Origin of the sequence: Vibrio stylophorae, assembly GCF_921293875.1 — a bacterium.
In the GTDB taxonomy this organism is placed as follows: Bacteria; Pseudomonadota; Gammaproteobacteria; order Enterobacterales; family Vibrionaceae; genus Vibrio_A; species Vibrio_A stylophorae.
The window spans coordinates 830,592-850,704 of the sequence record NZ_CAKLDI010000001.1 but is presented as its reverse complement, the minus strand read 5'-3'; the positions used below and the strand labels follow the sequence as shown (position 1 = coordinate 850,704).

17 protein-coding genes are annotated in these 20,113 nt (G+C 47.4%); 8 read left to right on the top strand and 9 right to left on the bottom strand.

Going from position 1 to position 20,113, the window contains the following annotated elements:
• Window positions 1-108: 108 nt before the first annotated feature.
• The 7 genes from L9P36_RS03905 to L9P36_RS03875 all read left to right on the top strand — a co-directional run bounded on the left by L9P36_RS03905 (window position 109) and on the right by L9P36_RS03875 (window position 6,529).
• Complete coding sequence (locus L9P36_RS03905) at window positions 109-1,263, top strand: methyltransferase (protein WP_237465104.1); 1,155 nt, start codon at window positions 109-111, stop codon at window positions 1,261-1,263.
• 3 nt (window positions 1,264-1,266) lie between these two features.
• A complete protein-coding gene (locus L9P36_RS03900) occupies window positions 1,267-1,839 on the top strand; it encodes a YajG family lipoprotein (RefSeq protein WP_237465102.1) in 573 nt (190 codons plus the stop codon).
• A complete protein-coding gene (locus tag L9P36_RS03895; protein WP_237465100.1) occupies window positions 1,839-2,396 on the top strand; it encodes a peptidylprolyl isomerase in 558 nt (185 codons plus the stop codon). The genes L9P36_RS03900 and L9P36_RS03895 overlap by 1 nt, the downstream gene beginning before the upstream one ends.
• A 42-nt stretch (window positions 2,397-2,438) precedes the next feature.
• Window positions 2,439-3,833 carry an AmpG family muropeptide MFS transporter gene (locus L9P36_RS03890; RefSeq protein WP_237465097.1) on the top strand — a complete coding sequence of 465 codons (1,395 nt, stop codon included), beginning with the start codon at window positions 2,439-2,441 and terminating at the stop codon, window positions 3,831-3,833.
• A 326-nt stretch (window positions 3,834-4,159) separates the two neighbouring features.
• Window positions 4,160-4,894 (top strand): outer membrane protein OmpK, encoded by a 735-nt coding sequence (locus L9P36_RS03885; protein WP_237465095.1) that lies wholly within the window; start codon window positions 4,160-4,162, stop codon window positions 4,892-4,894.
• 118 nt (window positions 4,895-5,012) lie between these two features.
• A complete protein-coding gene (locus L9P36_RS03880) occupies window positions 5,013-5,909 on the top strand; it encodes a 2-dehydropantoate 2-reductase (RefSeq protein WP_237465093.1) in 897 nt (298 codons plus the stop codon).
• Window positions 5,906-6,529, top strand: coding sequence for a DJ-1 family glyoxalase III (locus L9P36_RS03875; RefSeq protein WP_237465091.1), 624 nt, complete (start codon window positions 5,906-5,908; stop codon window positions 6,527-6,529). Before L9P36_RS03880 ends, L9P36_RS03875 begins: the two co-directional genes overlap by 4 nt.
• Before the next feature lie 102 nt (window positions 6,530-6,631).
• Here the strand turns inward: L9P36_RS03875 and thiI are convergent, their stop codons facing one another.
• Window positions 6,632-8,080, bottom strand: coding sequence for a tRNA uracil 4-sulfurtransferase ThiI (gene thiI / locus L9P36_RS03870; protein WP_237465089.1), 1,449 nt, complete (start codon window positions 8,078-8,080; stop codon window positions 6,632-6,634).
• A 699-nt stretch (window positions 8,081-8,779) separates the two neighbouring features.
• On the opposite strand from thiI, the gene L9P36_RS03865 reads away from it, so the two are divergent.
• Window positions 8,780-11,434 carry a beta-N-acetylhexosaminidase gene (locus L9P36_RS03865; RefSeq protein ID WP_237465087.1) on the top strand — a complete coding sequence of 885 codons (2,655 nt, stop codon included), beginning with the start codon at window positions 8,780-8,782 and terminating at the stop codon, window positions 11,432-11,434.
• Between the two features lie 175 nt (window positions 11,435-11,609).
• Here L9P36_RS03865 and dinB read toward each other — a convergent pair whose 3' ends face one another.
• From dinB to L9P36_RS03825, 8 genes are all read right to left on the bottom strand, one after another.
• Window positions 11,610-12,683 carry a DNA polymerase IV gene (dinB, locus tag L9P36_RS03860; protein WP_435532726.1) on the bottom strand — a complete coding sequence of 358 codons (1,074 nt, stop codon included), beginning with the start codon at window positions 12,681-12,683 and terminating at the stop codon, window positions 11,610-11,612.
• 162 nt (window positions 12,684-12,845) lie between these two features.
• Complete coding sequence (locus L9P36_RS03855) at window positions 12,846-13,454, bottom strand: sugar O-acetyltransferase (RefSeq protein ID WP_237465085.1); 609 nt, start codon at window positions 13,452-13,454, stop codon at window positions 12,846-12,848.
• Window positions 13,455-13,657: 203 nt separating this feature from the next.
• Window positions 13,658-14,965, bottom strand: coding sequence for an inosine/guanosine kinase (locus L9P36_RS03850; RefSeq protein WP_237465083.1), 1,308 nt, complete (start codon window positions 14,963-14,965; stop codon window positions 13,658-13,660).
• 74 nt (window positions 14,966-15,039) lie between these two features.
• Window positions 15,040-16,044 (bottom strand): ferrochelatase, encoded by a 1,005-nt coding sequence (gene hemH, locus L9P36_RS03845; protein WP_237465081.1) that lies wholly within the window; start codon window positions 16,042-16,044, stop codon window positions 15,040-15,042.
• A 176-nt stretch (window positions 16,045-16,220) separates the two neighbouring features.
• Entirely contained in the window at window positions 16,221-16,865 is a 645-nt protein-coding gene (adk, locus tag L9P36_RS03840) for an adenylate kinase (protein ID WP_237465080.1), read from the bottom strand.
• A 199-nt stretch (window positions 16,866-17,064) separates the two neighbouring features.
• Entirely contained in the window at window positions 17,065-18,975 is a 1,911-nt protein-coding gene (gene htpG, locus L9P36_RS03835) for a molecular chaperone HtpG (RefSeq protein ID WP_237465078.1), read from the bottom strand.
• A gap of 188 nt (window positions 18,976-19,163) precedes the next feature.
• The gene (gene recR / locus L9P36_RS03830) at window positions 19,164-19,766 is read right to left on the bottom strand and encodes a recombination mediator RecR (RefSeq protein WP_237465076.1); all 603 of its coding nucleotides are present in this window, start codon (window positions 19,764-19,766) and stop codon (window positions 19,164-19,166) included.
• Window positions 19,767-19,769: 3 nt separating this feature from the next.
• Entirely contained in the window at window positions 19,770-20,099 is a 330-nt protein-coding gene (locus L9P36_RS03825; protein WP_237465075.1) for a YbaB/EbfC family nucleoid-associated protein, read from the bottom strand.
• Window positions 20,100-20,113 lie beyond the last annotated feature (14 nt).

Sequence of the window (20,113 nt, the reverse complement as noted above, 5' to 3'; positions counted from 1 at the left end):
AGCATAAAATCAAGATTTGGTTAAAATTAATCAAGCAATCTTCGCAACCATTGCAACCTGAATTGATATCCTCAACAATACCAACTTTATTCCGTAATCGAGAGCTTTATGGCCGCTTCAGCCCCTATTTTTGCGCCAATCGGTGCACCGCTTTATCGTTATCCAAAGCGTGAGCAAGACACCTTACAAGCATGGGATGCGGGCGACGAATATCTGTTGCAATATATACAGGAGCAACAGCTCGATATCAGCGAAGAAGTTTGGCTACTCAACGACAGTTTTGGCGCCCTCGCCTGCGCGCTTGACAAGCAAACAGCTAAATTACGTCATATTCACGACAGCCATGTCAGCCAATTGGGTACGGCCTATAACCGTGAGCAAAGTCAATCAACACAAGCCGATTTTGCCTTTTGGGACTGCCTTGAGCCTTGGCAAGGAACACCATCGCTGGTGCTGATGAAGCTGCCTAAAAGTCAGCGTTTACTCACTTGGCAGTTGATGAAACTCAGCCAAATCCTACCTAAAGACGCCACCCTGATCTGCGCAGGAAAGGTTAAAGAGATTCACAGCAGCACCTTGGCTCTTTTTGAAAAACATTTTGGCCCAACGCACACCAGCCTAGCGCAAAAAAAATCGCGTCTCATTTTCAGCCATAATGCAAAAACGCAGCAGCAACTACCAGCACCTATCCGCTGGTCTGTGCCGGATTATGATTTTGAAATGCAAAACCACGCCAATGTGTTTGCCAATACGAAACTCGACATTGCCGCGCACTTAATGCTGCAACACATTCCGAAAGATCCCAGTCTAAAAACCATCGTTGATCTCGGTTGTGGTAATGGCATTTTGAGCTTGCAAGCCGCTCGCTTAAATCCGCAAGCACAGATCATTGCAGTTGATGAAAGCCCCATGGCGGTAGCCTCAGCTCATCTCAATGCCGATGAAAATTTAGGACCAGCGCACCAAGTTGAAGCGCGCGTGAATGATTGTTTAAGTGGTTTTGCGCCGCAAAGTGTTGACCTCGTCTTGTGCAATCCTCCATTTCACCAACAAAACGCCATCACGGACCATATCGCTTGGCAGATGTTCTGTGATGCTCGCCATGTTCTCGCAAATGAAGGCAAACTTATTGTGATCGGGAATCGTCATCTCGGTTACCATATCAAGCTAAAACGCTTGTTTGGCCAAGTGAACACCTTGGCATCCAATGGCAAATTCGTTATTTTGCAGGCATCGAAACGCCCACAGGCAAAAGGAAACTAATCGATGAAGATCAAATTATTGGCTGCAGCCGCTCTTCTCACTTTAACTGGTTGTGCTACGCCAGTCGAAACACAACTAACGCTCGCTCCCAAAGCCGTGCCTTCAAGCATTGTGGCACCAAGCGGCAGCGAGATTAATATCACTAGCCGCGATCTTCGTTCTGCTCAGTTTGTTGCCATCGTTGACTCAGGTCGTGACCGCGTGAAACCGGTACAATCTCAGCAAAATTTACGTGTCCTGCTTGAAGATGTGATTACTGATCAGCTTCGCGCGCAAGGTTACACCGCAGATATCTCAAGCCCTGTATCTCTTCGCATCGATATCATGGAAGCGATGACCCGTGTCAATGACAGCGCTGTCAATCATGGCATTGACACCAAAGTGCAACTGCAGCTTGTGGTTGAAGCACCCTATGGACGCTTAGTAAAACGCTATTCAGGCCATGCCACCGATGAAGGTGTGATGAGTGCCAGCATTCAAGATATGGAAAATTCAATGAATCAAGTGATTGAAGCCATTCTTGCTGATATTGCCGCCGATGATCAGCTACATGATTATCTGCAAGGTAAGATCTAATGCGTATTCTGACCTTTTTGATGCTGGCCTTTGCCAGCATCAATTTTTCAGCGCAAGCTGCCAATCCACAGGTAGCCGTGAAAACCAACTATGGTGATTTCACATTGGAGCTTTATCCCGAGCAAGCACCGAAAACCGTGGGTAATTTTCTATCCTATGTTGAAGATGGCAGCTACGTCGGTACCCAATTTCACCGTCTGATTCCAAACTTTGTGATTCAAGGTGGCGGCTTTGATGTCAACATGCAAGCGCGCGCGCACCAAATTCCTGTCCCCAATGAATCACAAAATGGCCTAAGCAACGAGCGCGGTACCATCGCCATGGCGCGCACCGCTGATCCTGATTCTGCGACTCGCCAGTTCTATATTAACTTGGCCAATAACAGCAATTTGGATCCCCAAGGCTATCGTCCGGGTTATACCGTATTTGGTAAAGTGATCACCGGATTTTCAAATATTGAAAAGATGGCAAAGGTGCCAACAACGAACCTTGGCCGCATGCAAAACGTGCCGATGCAGCCGATTATCATCACCGATATTCAATTGATCCAACCATAATCCATCGCCTGCTTGCAGGCGATTTTCGACAAGGACGCCGCTGTGTCTCTCTCATCAAATGCTTCACACCCATGGCTTCAAGTCTTTCGTAGCTATTTAGATATTCGCTTACTCTGGGTGTTTATTTTTGGCTGTGCCAGTGGTTTTCCTTGGGTGATTACCAGCTCTGCCATGGTGGGATGGATGAATGACGCGGGACTTGACCGAAGTACCATCGCCTTTTTTGGCATCATCACAGTGCCCTACGCCATTAACTTTTTATGGGCGCCGCTGATTGATAGCTTAAAATTGGGTCGACTCAATCGCTGGCTCGGATTGCGCCGCAGCTGGATCTTTGTCTGCCAACTAATTATCGCAATCAGCACCTTTGCCCTTGCGGGCAATGATCCTGCCACGAATCTGTTTTTGACGGGTCTATGCGCGTTTGCAGTGGCGCTTTGCTCCGCAACGCAAGATGTTGCCATCGATGGCTTTCGCATCGATCTATTTAATCAGTTCGATCAAGATAAGCTGCCCAACGCTTCAGCGATGGCAACCATTGGTTGGTGGGTAGGTTATTCCATTCCAGGCTATGTGGCCTTTCAATACGCTGATAGCTGGAGCTGGCATGGTGTCTACCTTTTCTTTGCGCTGCTCACGGTAGCGCTGATTTTATGTAATTTGCTCTTTATTCGAGAGCCAAAGACCGATCGTGAAGCCTTGCAAGCAAAGGCTAAAGCGCATTTTGACAGTCTCTTTGACCAAGGTAGTCGCTGGGATAAAGTACTGCGCTGGCTGGGTGTAAGCTTCTTTGAGCCCTTTGCTGAGTTCTTTCGACGCAATGGTGTGAAATTGGCTCTGAGCTTATTGCTCTTTGTGGTGCTCTTTAAACTGGGCGAGGCCTTTTTGGGCCGAATGTCGATTCAGTTTTACCGTGAAGTTGGTTTTAGTAATGAAGATATTGGCACTTACAGCAAGCTCTATGGCGGTATGCTCACGATTTTCTTTACCCTCATCAGTAGTGTATTCAACACCCGCTTTGGTATTGTGCGCGGCTTGTTTATCGGTGGCGTCGCCATGGCCGCTAGTAATCTGATGTTTGCGTGGCTAGCCACCGTCGGTGAACATGCCAGCCTATTTGGTTTTGCCATCAGCAAAACCCAGGCGCTGATGCTGACACTTTTTGTCGATAACTTTACCACCGCCTTTTCCACTGTCGCCTTTGTTGCTTTTATTAGCATGCTCTCAGGGCGAGCCTTCTCTGCAACCCAATATGCATTGCTCGCCTCTGTGGGCAGTTTTGGTCGCACCGTGCTTGCCTCAGGCAGTGGCTATGTGGTGACTTGGCTTGATGGGCAATGGGCTATCTTCTTTGTGATCACCGCGTTGATGGTGCTTCCTAGTCTGATGTTGCTATTTTATATGCGCGCGCACTTTAACAAACTCGCAACAGTTTAATCCTCATAAAATGTGATCTCAGCATTCGATTGCAAAAAAATCAGCGTAAACGTTTACCTGTGATTGCAATCGATTGCGACATGCAACACACAAATGCGTTTTACATGCGCTTTTTTACACATCATTAATGTGATCAAAATCCTCTTTTCACCTTCAATTCGGCGAAATCCTACGCGTTAGTTAACAATTTGTATCATGACCGTTTTCTTTTGCGGTTTGGGTCACTAAAATGCCCGCCATTCAACAGCAACGCTGCTGGATATCCATGACACAAACGATAATTTCTACCAGTTCACTGCGTAGAAAACCGATATTTTGGAGTTAACATGCGTAAGTCTCTTATCGCTCTGGGCGTTCTTGCTGCTTCTGCTGCTGTACCAGCACAAGCTGATTATCTCTATGGTTTTGCCAATACATACGTCGATTACCTCAACTGGAAACAAGGTACTGAAGAGATCAACCGTGACTCTCACATTACCCTAGGTATTGAAGGTGGTGCAGGCTTTGATTGGGGTGAAATCTACGGCTTCTACGAATACGAAAAATTGAACATGGGTTCAGACTCTCGTAGCCAAGCAGCAAAAGTCACCGCACACTACAAGTTGATTGATGACTTTACGCTTTATGGTCAAATCTATGATTTGAACGATAACAAATTTGGTGATGAGCAAAACCGTGTAATCGGTTTTGGTTACACCGGTCTTGTGGGTGAAGGTTGGTGGTTCAAGCCATTTATCGGTTACCACGATATGTCTTGGAATGGTAACAACAGCCAATCAAATGGCGACAACGGCGGTATGTTAGGCTGGGTTGGTGGCTATAGCTTCAACCTTGGCGAACACAACTTCCTTGTGACAAACTGGAACGAAATCGAGTTTGCACGTAACGCTGGTTATGCCAATGCGCAAGGCGGTAAAACAGGTCTGAACGGTGGTTTGAGCATCTCTTACGATATCACCGATCGCGTGTACACCTCGTTCACTTACCGTTACTTCGACAACAAACTGGGCGTTGATGGCTACGGCGATGCACTAATCTACCGCATCGGTATTCACCTATAATCCATCCGGCAATGTTTGGGGTTTCAAAAGCGCGCCTTCGGGGGCGCTTTTTTTTGCCACTGATTTTATTGCGCTAATTTTGTATCCTATGGCAATCCCATTCAATGCAAGAACGCCCATGAAAATTGCGATCATCGGCCCCGGTGCCATCGGCTCTTTATTTGCACTCACCCTAGATGCAAGCGGTGTTCAAGTTGCACTTTTTCAGCGCCAGCTAGGTTCAGTAACGCGCAACTATGTTGGGCCACTCAACCTTGCAAAGCAAAGTATCACCTTTGCTCATAAGCGCACTGACATTGCCAAGGCAGATCTGGTGCTATGCTGCGTGAAAGCTTGGCAACTGTCCGATGCACTTGCGCAGTTTTCGCCCTATTTTCACGCCAAACAGCCCATCATCCTCAGCCATAATGGCATGGGCGCACTCAGCGAGACCCATCCACTTTTTACCCACCACCCTATTTTTGCGCTAACCACCACCCATGGTGCCATGCTTGATGCCGGTGAGTTGAAACACACAGGGTTGGGCCAGTGTATTTTAGGGCCACTCAATCCCTTAGCCGTGACTCAGCAAAGGATCGCACAATCACTGTGCGAATATCTCAACCACGCAAACATGGATGCCCATGTCGATCTTGAGATAGAGCAACGACTCTGGCAAAAACTGCTGATCAACTGCATCATCAACCCACTTACCGCACGTGATCAATGCCCAAATGGCGCACTGGCAAACCCGCAATATCAAGATGAAATAGCCACCTTGATTAAAGAAGCATGGCAAGTCACCCAACGCGAAGGCTTACCTTGGACCCCACAAGCCATCGATGCGCAAATCATGGCTGTGGTCAAAGCAACCGCAGCCAACTTTTCATCGATGAATCGTGACCTTGCCAATCAAAGGCGTACAGAAATCGATGCCATTACGGGCTTTTTGCTTCAACGCGGCGCATTGCATGGCGTATCATTGCCCCATCACCAGCAGCTCTATCACCAAATTCAATCTAAGGAGTGTCGATGACATCCAATGTTCTGATCATCATTGCCCAAGGCAGTGAAGAGCTTGAAACCGTCACCTGTCAAAATCTATTGCTTCGCGCTGGCTTTAAGGTCACCACCGCCAGCGCCGACAGTGAAGGCGCGGTGCAACTTCGCGGCGCACGTGGTTTACCTATGACAGCAGATTGCCCGCTGGTCACTGTCGCCGACAATGAATATGACTGCATTGTGCTGCCGGGCGGCTTGCCAGGCGCCGATCATTTGGCTGCGAGCCCTTTGGTGCAGGCGATTCTTAACCAGCAATATTGCGATGAAAAGTGGGTCGCTGCGATTTGTGCCAGTCCAGCACTGGTTATTCAGCCGCTTGATTGTTTTCGCGAGGCTTATAAAACCAGTTACCCAAGTACCGCCAATTTAATCCCTGCGCATCTGTATAAAACCAAACGCGTGATGGTGGATAAAAACCATCGCCTGATCACCAGTCAAGGTCCCGGCACCACCATGGAGTTTGCCCTTGAGATCATTGCTCGCTTAGCGGGCATTGAAAAAGCAGCCGCGGTTGCAGAGCCCATGTGTGTACTACCCAATATGACCTATTCACCGCAGTTTATGAATGATGGAAAAGCCGCTCAACTGAGCTAATTCAGATCTGAGTCCGCTACTCAACTGATATTTAGGTATAAAAAAACGCGCAATACAGCGCGTTTTTATTTTCTCTATTTTCTCTGAGATAGGCGATTGCCATTAAGGGCGATATACCTTCACATTGGTAAAGCCACTATCACGCAAGTAAAGCGCTTGCAGGCGACTCATTACGCCACGCTCACAATAAAGCAGATAGGTTTTCTCTTTATCCAAATCACCAAATTGCGTGGCTAATTTGTAGAATGGCAAGTGTTTGACTTCCACACCATCAATTTCCAATGGGTTTTCGTCTTCTTCATCTGGACTACGGATATCCAAAATCACTTCATTGCTACCAATTTGTGCCACTTCATCAACTTCAGGCGCATCTTCTAAGCTTTGCTTTTCAATGTCGCGAATGTCCATGTAGCGCGCTGCATCGACCACTTGCTCCAAAATCGCGAAATCAAATTTAGCTTCTTCAGCTTCAATTCGGCCTTTCACCGCTTTCACGGTTGGTTTTTTCGAGATCACACCGCAATATTCAGGCATGGTCTTGGCAAAATCTTCAGTACCGATATGACGAGCAAGATCGACAATCTCTTGTTTATCCCAAGTGATCAGTGGGCGCAAAATCATGGTATCGGTGACGTTGTCAATCAAACGCAAGTTGGTCAAAGTTTGGCTTGATACCTGACCGATGGCTTCACCCGTCACCAAGGCTTGAATACCAAAACGCTCGGCAATCATGCCACCAGCGCGCATAAACATGCGCTTAAGAACCACGCCCATTTGACCATCATCGACTTTTTCAAGGATCTCTGCGACCACGGGTTCAAAATCGATGCTAACAAAACGGACCTTGGCAGAAGAGCCAAATTTGTTCCAAAGGAAGTGCGCCACTTGCTTGACGCCTGTTTCGTGCGCCGCACCGCCCAAATTAAAGAAGCAGTAATGCACCTTACTACCGCGCTTAATGTGCATATAGCTTGAGACACCAGAGTCAAAACCACCGGAGATCAAGCTCAAGACATCTTCCTGTGTACCAAGCGGGAAACCACCCAAACCTTGATAACGCGCCTCAATTAGATTGAGTTTGTCGTAATCAATATCGAGTTGAACAGTCACATCAGGTTTTTTCAGCTTAACGCTGGCGCTGGCAATGGCTTGGTTCAAACCCCCACCGACATAGCGCTCAACTTCAATCGAAGTGAAATCATGCTGGCCACGGCGCTTGGCGCGCACACAGAAAGTTTTGCCTTCAAGATCTTTGCCCATCAGCGCCAAAGTGCGCTCATAGATATCATGAAGATCCGTGAATTCACTTTGCTGCACTTGCAACACATGGTGAATCCCTGGCGTGTTTGTTAGCGTTTGAAGTACAAAGGCATCCTGACTTGGGTCTTTACAGAACACAGCAATATGATCCCAGCGATTGTAAACACTCACTTGATCAGTCTGGCGCTTAAGAATGTTACGTAGGTTGCTTTCCAAGATTTTGGTAAAGCGTTTACGAACTGAATCGCTTTTCACGATGATTTCAGGATGGAGCTTAACGATATACTTCATGGCACTGCTTTATATAAGGGCTAGCGAGAATAAGGCGCGGATTATACATCAAGGGTAGAAGATGCGAAAATTGAATCGTTGAAAAAAACACCAACCACTGTCAACTCACTGCGACGAACCGTTAAATTCATCTGTTATGGTGCAATCACTGCCGTCATGAATTGTTCTGCCCCCCTTCACTGACAATTGCCAACAGAACATCACTTGATGGACATGATCGACTGAAGATGACCGCTTTATTCCCGCTCAAACCCACCACAGCAACACGCCCCGCAAGTTGCAATGTCGGCTTACATTCAGACGCTGAAACCGACGAGAATCTCGTCACTTTTTTGTGGTTTTGACGTATTTTAACGAGCGATTCCTGAGATCTAAATCACAGCTTGATAACAACCGCCCAGAGAATCGCCATACCATAAAAATCACAAGCGTGATCGAAATCACTTCAACTGGCGAAAAAACAACGAATTAAACGATAAAGATCACAACTTTCTCGTCAAAATGGTTTTGTCTTTTTTAACGTGATTATTAACTTATTGATTTCTATCTCAATAATTCGGAACAAAAAGCGTCAGTTTGAACTAGATCACATCTTATTTTTAATAATTTTACCACGCGAAATAATCACTTGTATGTTGTTGAGCATAGATAAAACAAGGCCTAGAGCCATATTCAGTTCAAAACATATAGGGGGATTATATGTTTAAATATTCAATCATCGCGGCATCTGTTGCTATCGCGCTTTCTGGCTGCTCTGCTTTTTCAAATTCAGAGCAACAAGTGGTGAACGAGCTTGCTGATCAACTCGATATTCAATACACAGTGAACACCAACCATGGTGCCAATGAAGGCATTGATTGCCAAAACCTTGGCGCTGAGTGGGCATCCTGTAACCAAGTCACCATGACGCTCACCAATGACGGTGACGCTGTTGATAGCAAAGATTGGGCAATCTACTTTCACAGCATTCGTCTGATTTTGGATGTCGATAATGACCAGTTCAAAATCACCCGCATTACCGGTGACCTCCATAAACTCGAACCCACAGATAAATTCGATGGCTTTGCAGCAGGCGAAGTGGTTGAGATTCCGCTAGTCGGCGAATACTGGCAGCTATTTGATACCGACTTCTTACCGGGCGCTTTTGTGACTGCGCCAAATGCAGAACCAAAACTGATTGCCTCACTCAACACCGAAGATGTCGCCAGCTTTGTTCATGGCCTTGAAGGCAATAACCTCAAGCGTACCCCTGATGACAACAATACCTTTGCGACCGCAAGTAGTCGTTTTGATAAAAACGCCGATGTGGCGCTAGAAGATGTACGTGATGCACTGATTCCAACACCAATGGAAGTGGTGGCTGGCCAAGGCGAAATCAGCATTGCCAATGGTATTGCACTGCCAACCAATATTTTTGCTGCAGAACAACTCGACGCCCTCAATGCGCGCGCCAATGTGGTTGGCGTCAATGTTCACGGTGATCTGCCTGTGCAAATCACAATTGTTCCCGAGAACTTTAAAGCTGACATGGCAAAATCTGGCGCTTACACCCTAGCGATCACCGACAAAGGCATTCAAATTCAAGCCGTTGACCAAGCTGGTGCTTTCTATGCGGTGCAATCAATCTTTGGCCTGATTGATAGCCAAAATGCTACGTCACTACCACAAATCACCATCAAAGATGCACCACGTTTTGAATACCGTGGGGTGATGGTGGATGTCGCGCGCAACTTCCACTCTAAAGACGCTATCTTGGCCCTACTTGACCAAATGGCGGCTTACAAACTGAATAAACTGCACCTGCACCTCACCGATGATGAAGGCTGGCGCTTGCAAATCCCAGGTCTGCCTGAACTCACCGACGTTGGCGGTCAGCGCTGCTTTGATCTGAAAGAGCAAAACTGCTTGCTGCCACAGCTAGGCTCAGGCCCAAGCAGTGATAACTTTGGCTCAGGCTACTTTAGCAAAGCCGATTACATCGATATTTTGAAATATGCTAAAGCGCGTAATATCGAAGTGATTCCAGAGATCGATATGCCAGCGCACGCACGCTCTGCTGTGGTATCCATGGAAGCGCGTTACAACCGTTTGATGGCTGAAGGTAAGGAAGCGGCGGCAAACGAATACCGCTTGATGGATCCACAGGACACTTCAAACGTCACCACAGTACAGTTCTACGATAAGCACAGCTTTATCAACCCATGCATGGACTCCTCTAAACGCTTTGTCGATAAAGTGATCACTGAGGTTGCAGCAATGCACAAAGAAGCCGGCATGCCACTAACCACTTGGCACTTTGGTGGCGATGAAGCGAAAAACATCAAACTTGGTGCAGGCTTCCAAGACATCAACAGCAAAGATGGCGTGGCATGGAAAGGCAATATTGATCTCAGCAAACAAGACAAGCCATTTGCGCAATCGCCTCAGTGCCAAATGCTCATTAACAACGGTACTGTTTCTGATTTTGCCCACCTACCAAGTCATTTTGCTGAAGAGGTTTCAAAAATCGTCGCAGACAAAGGCATTGCCAACTTCCAAGCATGGCAAGATGGTCTGAAATATAGTGATGGTGGCGCTAAGGATTTTGATACCAAAAACACCCGCGTGAATTTCTGGGATGTGCTCTACTGGGGTGGTACTGCATCAGTTTATGAGTGGGCGAACAAAGGCTACGACGTGATCGTATCAAACCCTGACTACGTCTACATGGATATGCCTTATGAAGTGGATCCACAAGAGCGTGGTTACTACTGGGCAACTCGCGCCACCGATACCCGTAAGATGTTTGGGTTTGCGCCTGAAAACATGCCACAAAACGCGGAAACATCAGTCGACCGTGATGGCAACGGTTTTAGCGGTAAAGGCACCGTTGAAGCACAACCATTCTATGGTCTATCAGCGCAGCTTTGGTCTGAAACCGTGCGTACCGACGAGCAATTTGAGTATATGGTCTTCCCACGCGTACTTGCTGCCGCTGAGCGTGCTTGGCACCGCGCGGATTGGGAAAACGACTACCAAGTCGGTGTGGAGTACAACCAAAATACTCAGCTCGTCAACAAAAACAAACTCAATGCTGACTGGACCCGTTTTGCCAACATCATGGGCCAACGTGAATTGGCGAAACTGGAAAAATCAGGCATCGACTATCGCTTGCCAGTCCCAGGTGCCAAAGTGGAAAACGGCATACTCATGATGAACGTCCAATTCCCAGGCGTGGCACTGCAATACTCACTGGATGGTAAAAACTGGACAACTTATCAAGACCAAGCGCGTCCAGCCGTTTCAGGTGATGTTTGGGTTCGCTCTGTTTCTGCCAGCGGCAAACAGACTAGCCGTGTGACGCAAGTGAAGTAATTCACAAACGCGGCAAGCAAAGACCAAGCGCTGAGTTAGGGTTCGCGCTTGGTCGTTTTCAAGAGATAAATTCACAAAGCCAGTCATATGACTGGCTTTTCTTTATCTAGTAATGAGATATGAGAGTACTGGTGAATATCAATGCACAGCAATATCAGGCGCGGCAAGACCGCGACTAGGCCCAATCAAATTGCAGCTGCTCAATCGCCGCTTTATCTTTTAACCCCACACTCACCCCAATGAGGCGAATCTCACGGCCATTTTGCCGCGTCAGCGCCTCTTGTAATAAAGTATAAAAGCGTGCGGGATCATAACTGGCTTGAATGTGCTCCACCGTGGTTTGTTGAAAATCAGCGAACTTAAGTTTCACCCCTTGGCGAGCGATTTGATCCACCTGTGTATGACGCTGCATTCGCCGCTCAAGCTCGGGTATCAGCTGGTTTAAAATCAGCTCACATTCAGCGCGACTACTGATATTTTGATTGAGCGTTCGCTCCACCCCAACCGATTTTCGCGTACGTGTATTCACCACAGGCCGCTCATCAATACCATGCGCGCGCTGCCACAATGACTGCCCTAGTTTGCCAAAGCGACTTAACAGCTCAATGCGATCGCTATCGCGCACATCTTGGCCCAAATACAAGCCATGTTCGTGCAGCTTTTCAATGGTCACCTTGCCCACACCGGGAATTTTCTCCAGCGGTAATTTTGCGATAAAGGCATCCAACTCATCAGGCTTTATTACGCATAAGCCATTAGGTTTATTGAGATCTGAGGCAATTTTAGCGACAAATTTCAGTGACGAGACCCCCGCTGAGGCCGTTAGCTGAGTCGTAGCTTGAATCTCTTGGCGAATCGCTTCTGCAATGCGCGTGGCTGAGCCTTGAAAGGCGCTACAATCGGTCACATCGAGATAGGCCTCATCCAAAGAAAGCGGCTCAATCAACTCGGTATAACGAGAAAAAATACGATGGATTTGCTGCGAGACTTGCTTATAAACATCCATACGCCCAGGGACCACTAGCAGATGAGAGCAAAGCTGCATCGCTTTGGCGGTCGACATGGCTGAGCGCACGCCAAATTGACGCGCTTCATAGTTACAGGTTGAAATCACCCCGCGTTGACTACTTTTACCCCCGACCGCCAATGGTCGATTGCGCCACTGTGGATGATCGCGCATCTCCACTGCAGCATAAAAGCAGTCCATATCAATATGAATGATCTTGCGCTGTTTGCTCACGCGATGCACCTAGGGATGAAAACAAAACTGTATATAAACACAGTTATTATGCGTGTTTTTTCCATCAGCGCAAGTCAAAGCACATGGTGATCAGCGGCGCGATGCATCCGCTTTGAAAAGAATGAATCAAATCAACAAACCACGGACACAAGGTTTGCTGACTTTAATCATTTACTCACGCTCAAGGATGGGCCGCCACATCGCATCCAATTCCTGTTCATTGGGCATCTCACTATGCTCAATGCGTCGAATCACCCGACAAGGTTGGCCAACCGCAATGGAATCTGCGGGAATATCTTGATTGACAATACTCCCTGCCCCAATGACGCTGCGATCGCCGATGGTCACCCCATCTAAAATAATCGCACCAGCGCCAATCCAAACGTGATCACCGATAGTGATTGGATTACCCAGCGCGATGGGAAGCACCCGTTCTGCCATATCAAAAGGATGGCCTGCGGTGCTAATCACCACATTGGGACCAATTTGCACGTAAGCGCCCAAATGCACTGGTGCTAAATCGAGAATGGTGACATTGGTATTTAAAAAGCCACCACCTTGAAAGTGAATGTTCTCACCCAAATCGCAATAAAAGGGTTGAACGATTGTTTCACCCTGATACCGACCAAGCAGCTGGGTCAAAATGTCACGTTTTTTCTGACGCTCAGAGGGGCGAGCATGATTATAGTCATGCAGCAGATCCTTGGTGCGATCCTGCTTTTCGCAAAGCGCAAGATCAATGGGAATATGTACAGAAAAATCAGATAGTTTATTGCTCACCTTGTGCATCCATAAAGCTGTACGTCATGCCATTCTGCGTTTTTCTCAAGCGTTCGGCACGCACCAAGGTTGCGAAATGTGACCGCCACTAAGGACATCTGTAATTGAATTTAAACAAGCATTAGCCAATAACAAAAAGCCACGCAATGCGTGGCTTTTTTAGTTCATCGGCTTTGAATAAAGCAGCGCGGGGGACGCTTCGATTAACGTTCCCAGTAGGCTTCTTCTAGGCTATCTTCGCGCTCAGGTAAGCCACGAGATAGACGCGGTGAATGCTGCGCCAATACTTGATAGCTCACACGGTTGGCGTACTTACAAACCTGAGAGAAAGAAGAATAGGTCAAACAGGCTTGCTGATGCTTGCTTGAATTTGGCACTGCCGCACGATGGTAGCGGTTTGCCGCCATATCATGAAGCACAGCTGACAATGCGCCATCACCTGCACCATTGGTGTTTTTAATACGCTCAGGACCACCCATATATGGTGCGATATGTGAATAAACGCGGGTTGGCTCTTCACAATCATCTTTACGCATTGGACGGCTAAATTCGTAGCGATTGAACTCAGCAATATTCCCTGGAAGCAATGGCAAACTGGTTTCACGCTTCATGGTTTCATCGGTATAACCGGCCATATACAAACCCACAGGACCTGCAGTGCAAAGCACCAAATCTACCCACTCGAGCGCTTTATCTGCGGCCAATAGTGGATCAGACTCACCCGTCAATGCCAGCGCTTCATCTTCATTCATTGCCACCACAGTAACGTGCTCAGCAAGAAAATCACGCCACCATTGTGGATTTTCCTCAATCACGAATTTCGTACCTAGGGTCAACACCACAGGTACATTGTGTTTTTTGGCAAACTCAATGGCGCGCATGGTTGCATCTGGCATTGGATCGCCAGGCTTACAACGCACTAAATAAGCCGTCAAAACCAACGCTGATGCATTGGCAAAAATGGACTCAGGAATATTATCTGGATGCAGTTGGTTCATCTGACCTTCGTTGATCGCGAAGGTACGTTCACCATCTTCCGAGATCAGCGCAAAACAGCGACCAATAGGACCTTTTACCGCTTGTAGATGGTTTAAATCTACACGCGATGAGGTGTTACACAAATAACGATAGGCGTAGCAGCCAATCTCAATATCTTGGCTCATCACACCCAGTAGGTATGATTTATCATCCGCAAGCACTGAGTAGTTGTGCATGGTGTTACCAATGGTGCCACCTGCAAATTCATGGCTAATCAGCTCTTGTTCGCGCAGCTCTTGATAAAGCGCTTCAGCACGCTCATCATCAATCACCAAAGAGGCGCCTTTATGAAGGCCATAACGCTCTAAAAAGTCATCATCGACCTTGGCTTCAATATCCACCAAGGTTTGATCGATACCCACAATGTGGCTACGAGGTTTACGACGTGTCTCCTCTGCAACTGGAGTCACGAGCGGATCACGAGCGTGAACCGGGAAATAGTGCTTGGACTTGCGCTGGCCTGGAAATTTCATCAAGCATACCTATCAAAAAATTTCGTGAATCATATCACGCTTTTTTTGTAAGAAAAGGGGAAGCCCCCTGATGATTAAAGGCAATCGTTTACGATTTGTGCAAGCGCGTCGATATGTTGCTTCTCAGCATTTAAACAAGGAATAAATCCAAAGCCATGGCCCCCTGCTTCGAGAAAACATTCACGACTTTGAATATTGATCTCTTCTAGTGTTTCCAAGCAATCGCAACTAAACGCTGGGGTGATCACATCCACATGACCCACACCAGATTGCGCCAGTTGTGCCAATCGATCATCGGTGGCCGGCTCAAGCCATGGATCACGACCAAATTTCGACTGATAACTCATACCAATTTGTTCGGGCTTTAAGCCCAATGCTTGCCCCAGAAGCTGCGTAGTTTGCTCACATTGCTCGCCATAGGGATCGCCAGATTCAGCGTAACGCACCGGAATACCATGATAGGAGCAAAGTAGGTACTCACCTTGACCGTGCTGCTGCCAGTGCTCACGCACACTTTGTGCCAGCGCTTGCACATAAGCATCGTGGTCAAAATAGCGCTCAATAAAGTGCAGATGCGGCACAAAAAAGCGCTGCTTTAAACCTTCAGCCAGCGCATCAAAAGCAGCCGCAGTGGTAGTCGATGAATATTGTGGGTAAAGCGGTAACACCACAATGCGCTCACACCCAGCGGCTAATAGTTGATCCAGCGCTTGATTGACTGTGGGCTCGCCATAGGTCATCGCTAGCGCGCAAGGCACGTCTAATCGTTCTGATAAACCTTGGGTAATGGCATCAGAATAAACCTGCAGTGGAGAACCAGATTCAAGCCAAATACTTTGATAAAGCTTGGCCACTTTCGGTGAGCGGGTGGGCAAAATTACACCGCGTAGCAGTGGTTGCCATAGCCAAGGGTTCACATCTACGACTCGACCATCACTTAAAAAATCTTTTAAAAAGGCTTTTACGCCCGCTGTATCTGGTGTTTTGGGTGTGCCAAGATTCATCACTAACACCCCGACTTGGTGTTGTTTTGATTTGGCAAATGATGCAGTGGAAATAGCGTGTTGAGAATTGCTCATAGCGCGGCCTTTTTGTCTTGAATCTGGGATTAAGCCTACGCAGGCCAAAGGTGAATCTCAAGCCTTCACCGCCCTATTCTTACCTATCGCTGCAATCGACATAAAAAAAGCAGGCCTTGGCCTGCTTTTTAATGACAATTTTAAACCGTTACAATCAAAGGATAAATCGCGAGCGATTAACCCAAGATTTTAGCAAGCTCTTGGCTTACTGCTTCAACAGTTTGTGTACCATCCAATTTGAAGTACTTGGTTTCGCCAGCTTCAGCTGCTTTACCGTAGTAAGCGATGAGCGGTTTGGTTTGGTCATGGTAAACACCAAGACGTGCACGTACAGTTTCTTCTTTGTCGTCATCACGAACAACAAGATCTTCGCCAGTCACGTCATCTTTACCTTCCACTTTTGGTGGGTTGTAAACCACGTGGTAAGTACGACCTGAAGGAAGGTGCGCACGACGACCAGCCATACGCTCAACGATCACTGCATCAGCAACGTCAAACTCAAGCACGTAATCGATATCAACACCGATCTCTTTTAGGCCATCAGCTTGTGGCAAAGTGCGTGGGAAACCATCCAATAGGAAGCCTTTTGCACAATCTTCTTGTGCGATACGCTCTTTTACAAGACCAAGAATGATGTCGTCAGAAACAAGCTGACCTGCATCAATCACAGCTTTTGCTTTCAGACCAAGCTCAGTACCCGCTTTAATCGCCGCACGAAGCATATCGCCTGTGGAGATTTGTGGAATACCGTATTTGTCCATAATAAATTGTGCTTGTGTTCCTTTACCGGCGCCTGGTGCACCGAGCAGAATGATGCGCATGGTCATCCCCTTTCTCAAAATTTAGTTGAATGCGGTGCAACATACACCGCTTGTAAAATGCATTCAAGCCTGATCGAGTCAGGCTTGAACGTTTTCATATCCTTCGCATTCATTTCTCAGCTATTCGCGACATTTTTGCCAAATAAACGCAGCAATCACCTAGTACTGGCTGAGAAATAGAATGCTTTCATTGAACGCCTTAAGCTGTTTCAAGCAGCTGGTTCATCGCCGCCAAGAACTGCGATGGGTCCTCAAGCGAACCTTTTTCCGCAAGAAGCGCTTGGCCCAGCAACATCTCAACCCAGCGACCAAAGCGAACTTCATCCGCTTCATCAGCCATCTGTTTGATCAGTGCGTGCTCAGGGTTCAGTTCGAAGATGTATTTCACCTCAGGCGCTTGCTGACCCACAGCCGCCATCAATTTAGCCATTTGCGTGGTCATCTCTTCGCCATCGGTCACCACAATCGCAGGGGTGTTTGATAGTTTAAAGGTGGTACGCACATCTTTCACGCGATCGCCCAAATAGGTTTTGGTGCGCTCAAGCACAGAAGCAAAAGTCTCTTCAGCTTCTTTGTGCTGCGCTTTTTCCTCTTCGCTATCAAACTGACCCAGATCGATATCGGCTTTGCTGATTGATTGGAATGCTTTGCCATCAAACTCAGGCAAGTAGCTCATCATCCACTCATCGATGCGATCGGAAAGCAGCAAGACTTCAATGCCTTTGGCTTTAAACTGCTCCAAGTGTGGGCTGTTTTTCGCAGCGGCATAGCTATCTGCTGTGATGTAGTAGATCTTATCTTGGCCTTCTTTCGCGCGCTCAAGATAAGCAGACAGCGATACGTTCTGGCTATTGTCATCGTTATGTGTTGATGCAAAACGAAGCAGACTCGCAATTTTCTCGCGATTGCTGTGATCTTCCGCAGGACCTTCTTTAAGCACCAGACCAAACTCTTTCCAGAAGGTCGCGTATTGCTCTGGCTCATTGTTGGCCATGCGCTCAAGCATGCTAAGCACACGTTTGGTGCAGGCACCACGCAGCGCTTGTGTCACTTTGTTGTCTTGCAAAATTTCGCGCGACACGTTCAATGGCAAATCGTTTGAGTCAATCAAACCACGGGTAAAGCGCAGGTAACTTGGCATAAACTGCTCAGCATCATCCATGATAAAGACGCGCTGAACATACAGTTTCAAACCCTGCTTTTGATCGCGGTTAAAGAGATCCCAAGGCGCTTTAGACGGAATATACAACAAGCTGGTGTAGTCTTGTTTACCTTCAACGCGGTTAAGGCTCCATTTCAGCGGCTCAGCAAAATCATGGCTGATGTGCTTATAGAACTCTTTAAACTCTTCGTCGCTGATATCCGCTTTGTTACGTGTCCAAAGGGCTTGCGCTTTGTTGATCATCTCCCATTTTGACTCGCCGGTTTCTTTCCCTTCGTCATCACGCTCAGGGGTCAAGATTTCCACCGGAATCGAGATATGATCAGAGTATTTGCCAACGATAGAGCGCAGACGCCATTCGTCCAAAAACTCTTTTTCATCATCACGCAAATGCAATTCGATTTCGGTACCACGGGTTTCTTTGGTAATGGTGGCAACGGTGTAATCACCTTCGCCTTGTGATTCCCACTGAACCCCTTGGTCTGCGGCAACATCCACAGAGCGTGAACGAACTACCACTTTATCGGCAACGATAAAGGCTGAGTAGAAACCCACACCAAACTGACCAATCAGTTGTGAGTCTTTGCTTTCGTCTTGACCCAATTTAGCAAAAAAGTCAGCCGTTCCTGATTTGGCAATGGTACCTAGATGAGAAATCGCATCTTCGCGGGTCATGCCGATACCATTATCGCTAATGGTCAAGGTGCCTTTATCTGCATCCACAGACAAACGAACGCGCAGCTCGCCGTCACCGTTGTAGATATTAGGGTTTGAAAGCGCTTGAAAACGTAATTTATCCGCCGCATCTGAGGCGTTTGAAATCAGCTCACGCAAAAAGATCTCTTTGTTGGAATAAAGAGAATGAATCATCAAGTGCAGCAACTGCTTCACTTCAGATTGAAAGCCACGGGTTTCTTGGTTGTTAACCGCTTGCGCTTGTTCGCTCATTTATTCACTCCAATTCATCATTGAATATCGTTGTATTGCAGTAGAGATATGGGCGAGCGCGAGAGTTTCAACGCCTTGGGTGAAATTTTTTTGTTTTTCGTGCCATTGAAACGCTGCGACCACGACCATGGCCGAGCAACGCCCATAAAAAAAGCGGCTCAAAGCCGCTTTTTCACATCAAAATATGTCTAAGACAAACGATGTCGCCCTGCAAAGGAGTGCGACAAGGTGGTGCCGTCGACCAAATCAAGCTCACCACCGATGGGAACGCCATGGGCAATACGTGTTGCCGTGACCTCATATTGACGGCAGAGATCGGCAATATAGTGCGCCGTGGTTTCACCTTCCACCGTTGGGTTGGTGGCTAAAATCACTTCGCTAATCCTTTCATTGGCCAAGCGCTCAGACAGCAGATCCAAACCGATATCCGAAGGACCAATACCATCAATCGGCGAGAGGTGCCCATTGAGCACAAAATAACGGCCAGAATATTGGCCTGTCATCTCCACCGCTGCAATATCAGCCGCGCTTTCCACCACGCAAAGCTGCGCGCTTTCACCACGTTTGCTGTTACTGCAAATGGCACACTGCTCAAGCTCAGTAAAGGTTCGGCAAGTTTGGCAATGACCTATTTCTGTCATCGCTTGTTGCAACGCATCTGCGAGCTTTAAACCACCGCTACGATCACGCTGCAAAAGATGAAAGGCCATGCGCTGTGCTGACTTGGGACCAACCCCAGGCAAACAGCGCAGCGCTTCCATCAGTTGACTTAATAATGGGCTACTGCGCATTGATTAGAATGGCATTTTAAAGCCAGCTGGCAGGCCCATACCGCCAGTGATTGCACCCATTTTTTCTTTTTGGGTTTCTTCAACACGGCGCGCTGCATCGTTAAAGGCTGCAGCGATTAGATCTTCAAGCATCTCTTTGTCATCTTCAAGCAAGCTTTCATCAATCTCAACGCGGCGAACGCTGTGGCTACCGGTAATGGTCACTTTAACAAGACCCGCACCTGACTCACCCACAACTTCCATATTGGCAATCTCTTCTTGAAGCTTTTGCATGCGCTCTTGCATTTGTTGCGCTTGCTTCATTAGGTTACCCATACCACCTTTACCAAACATAATCGTTCTCTCTT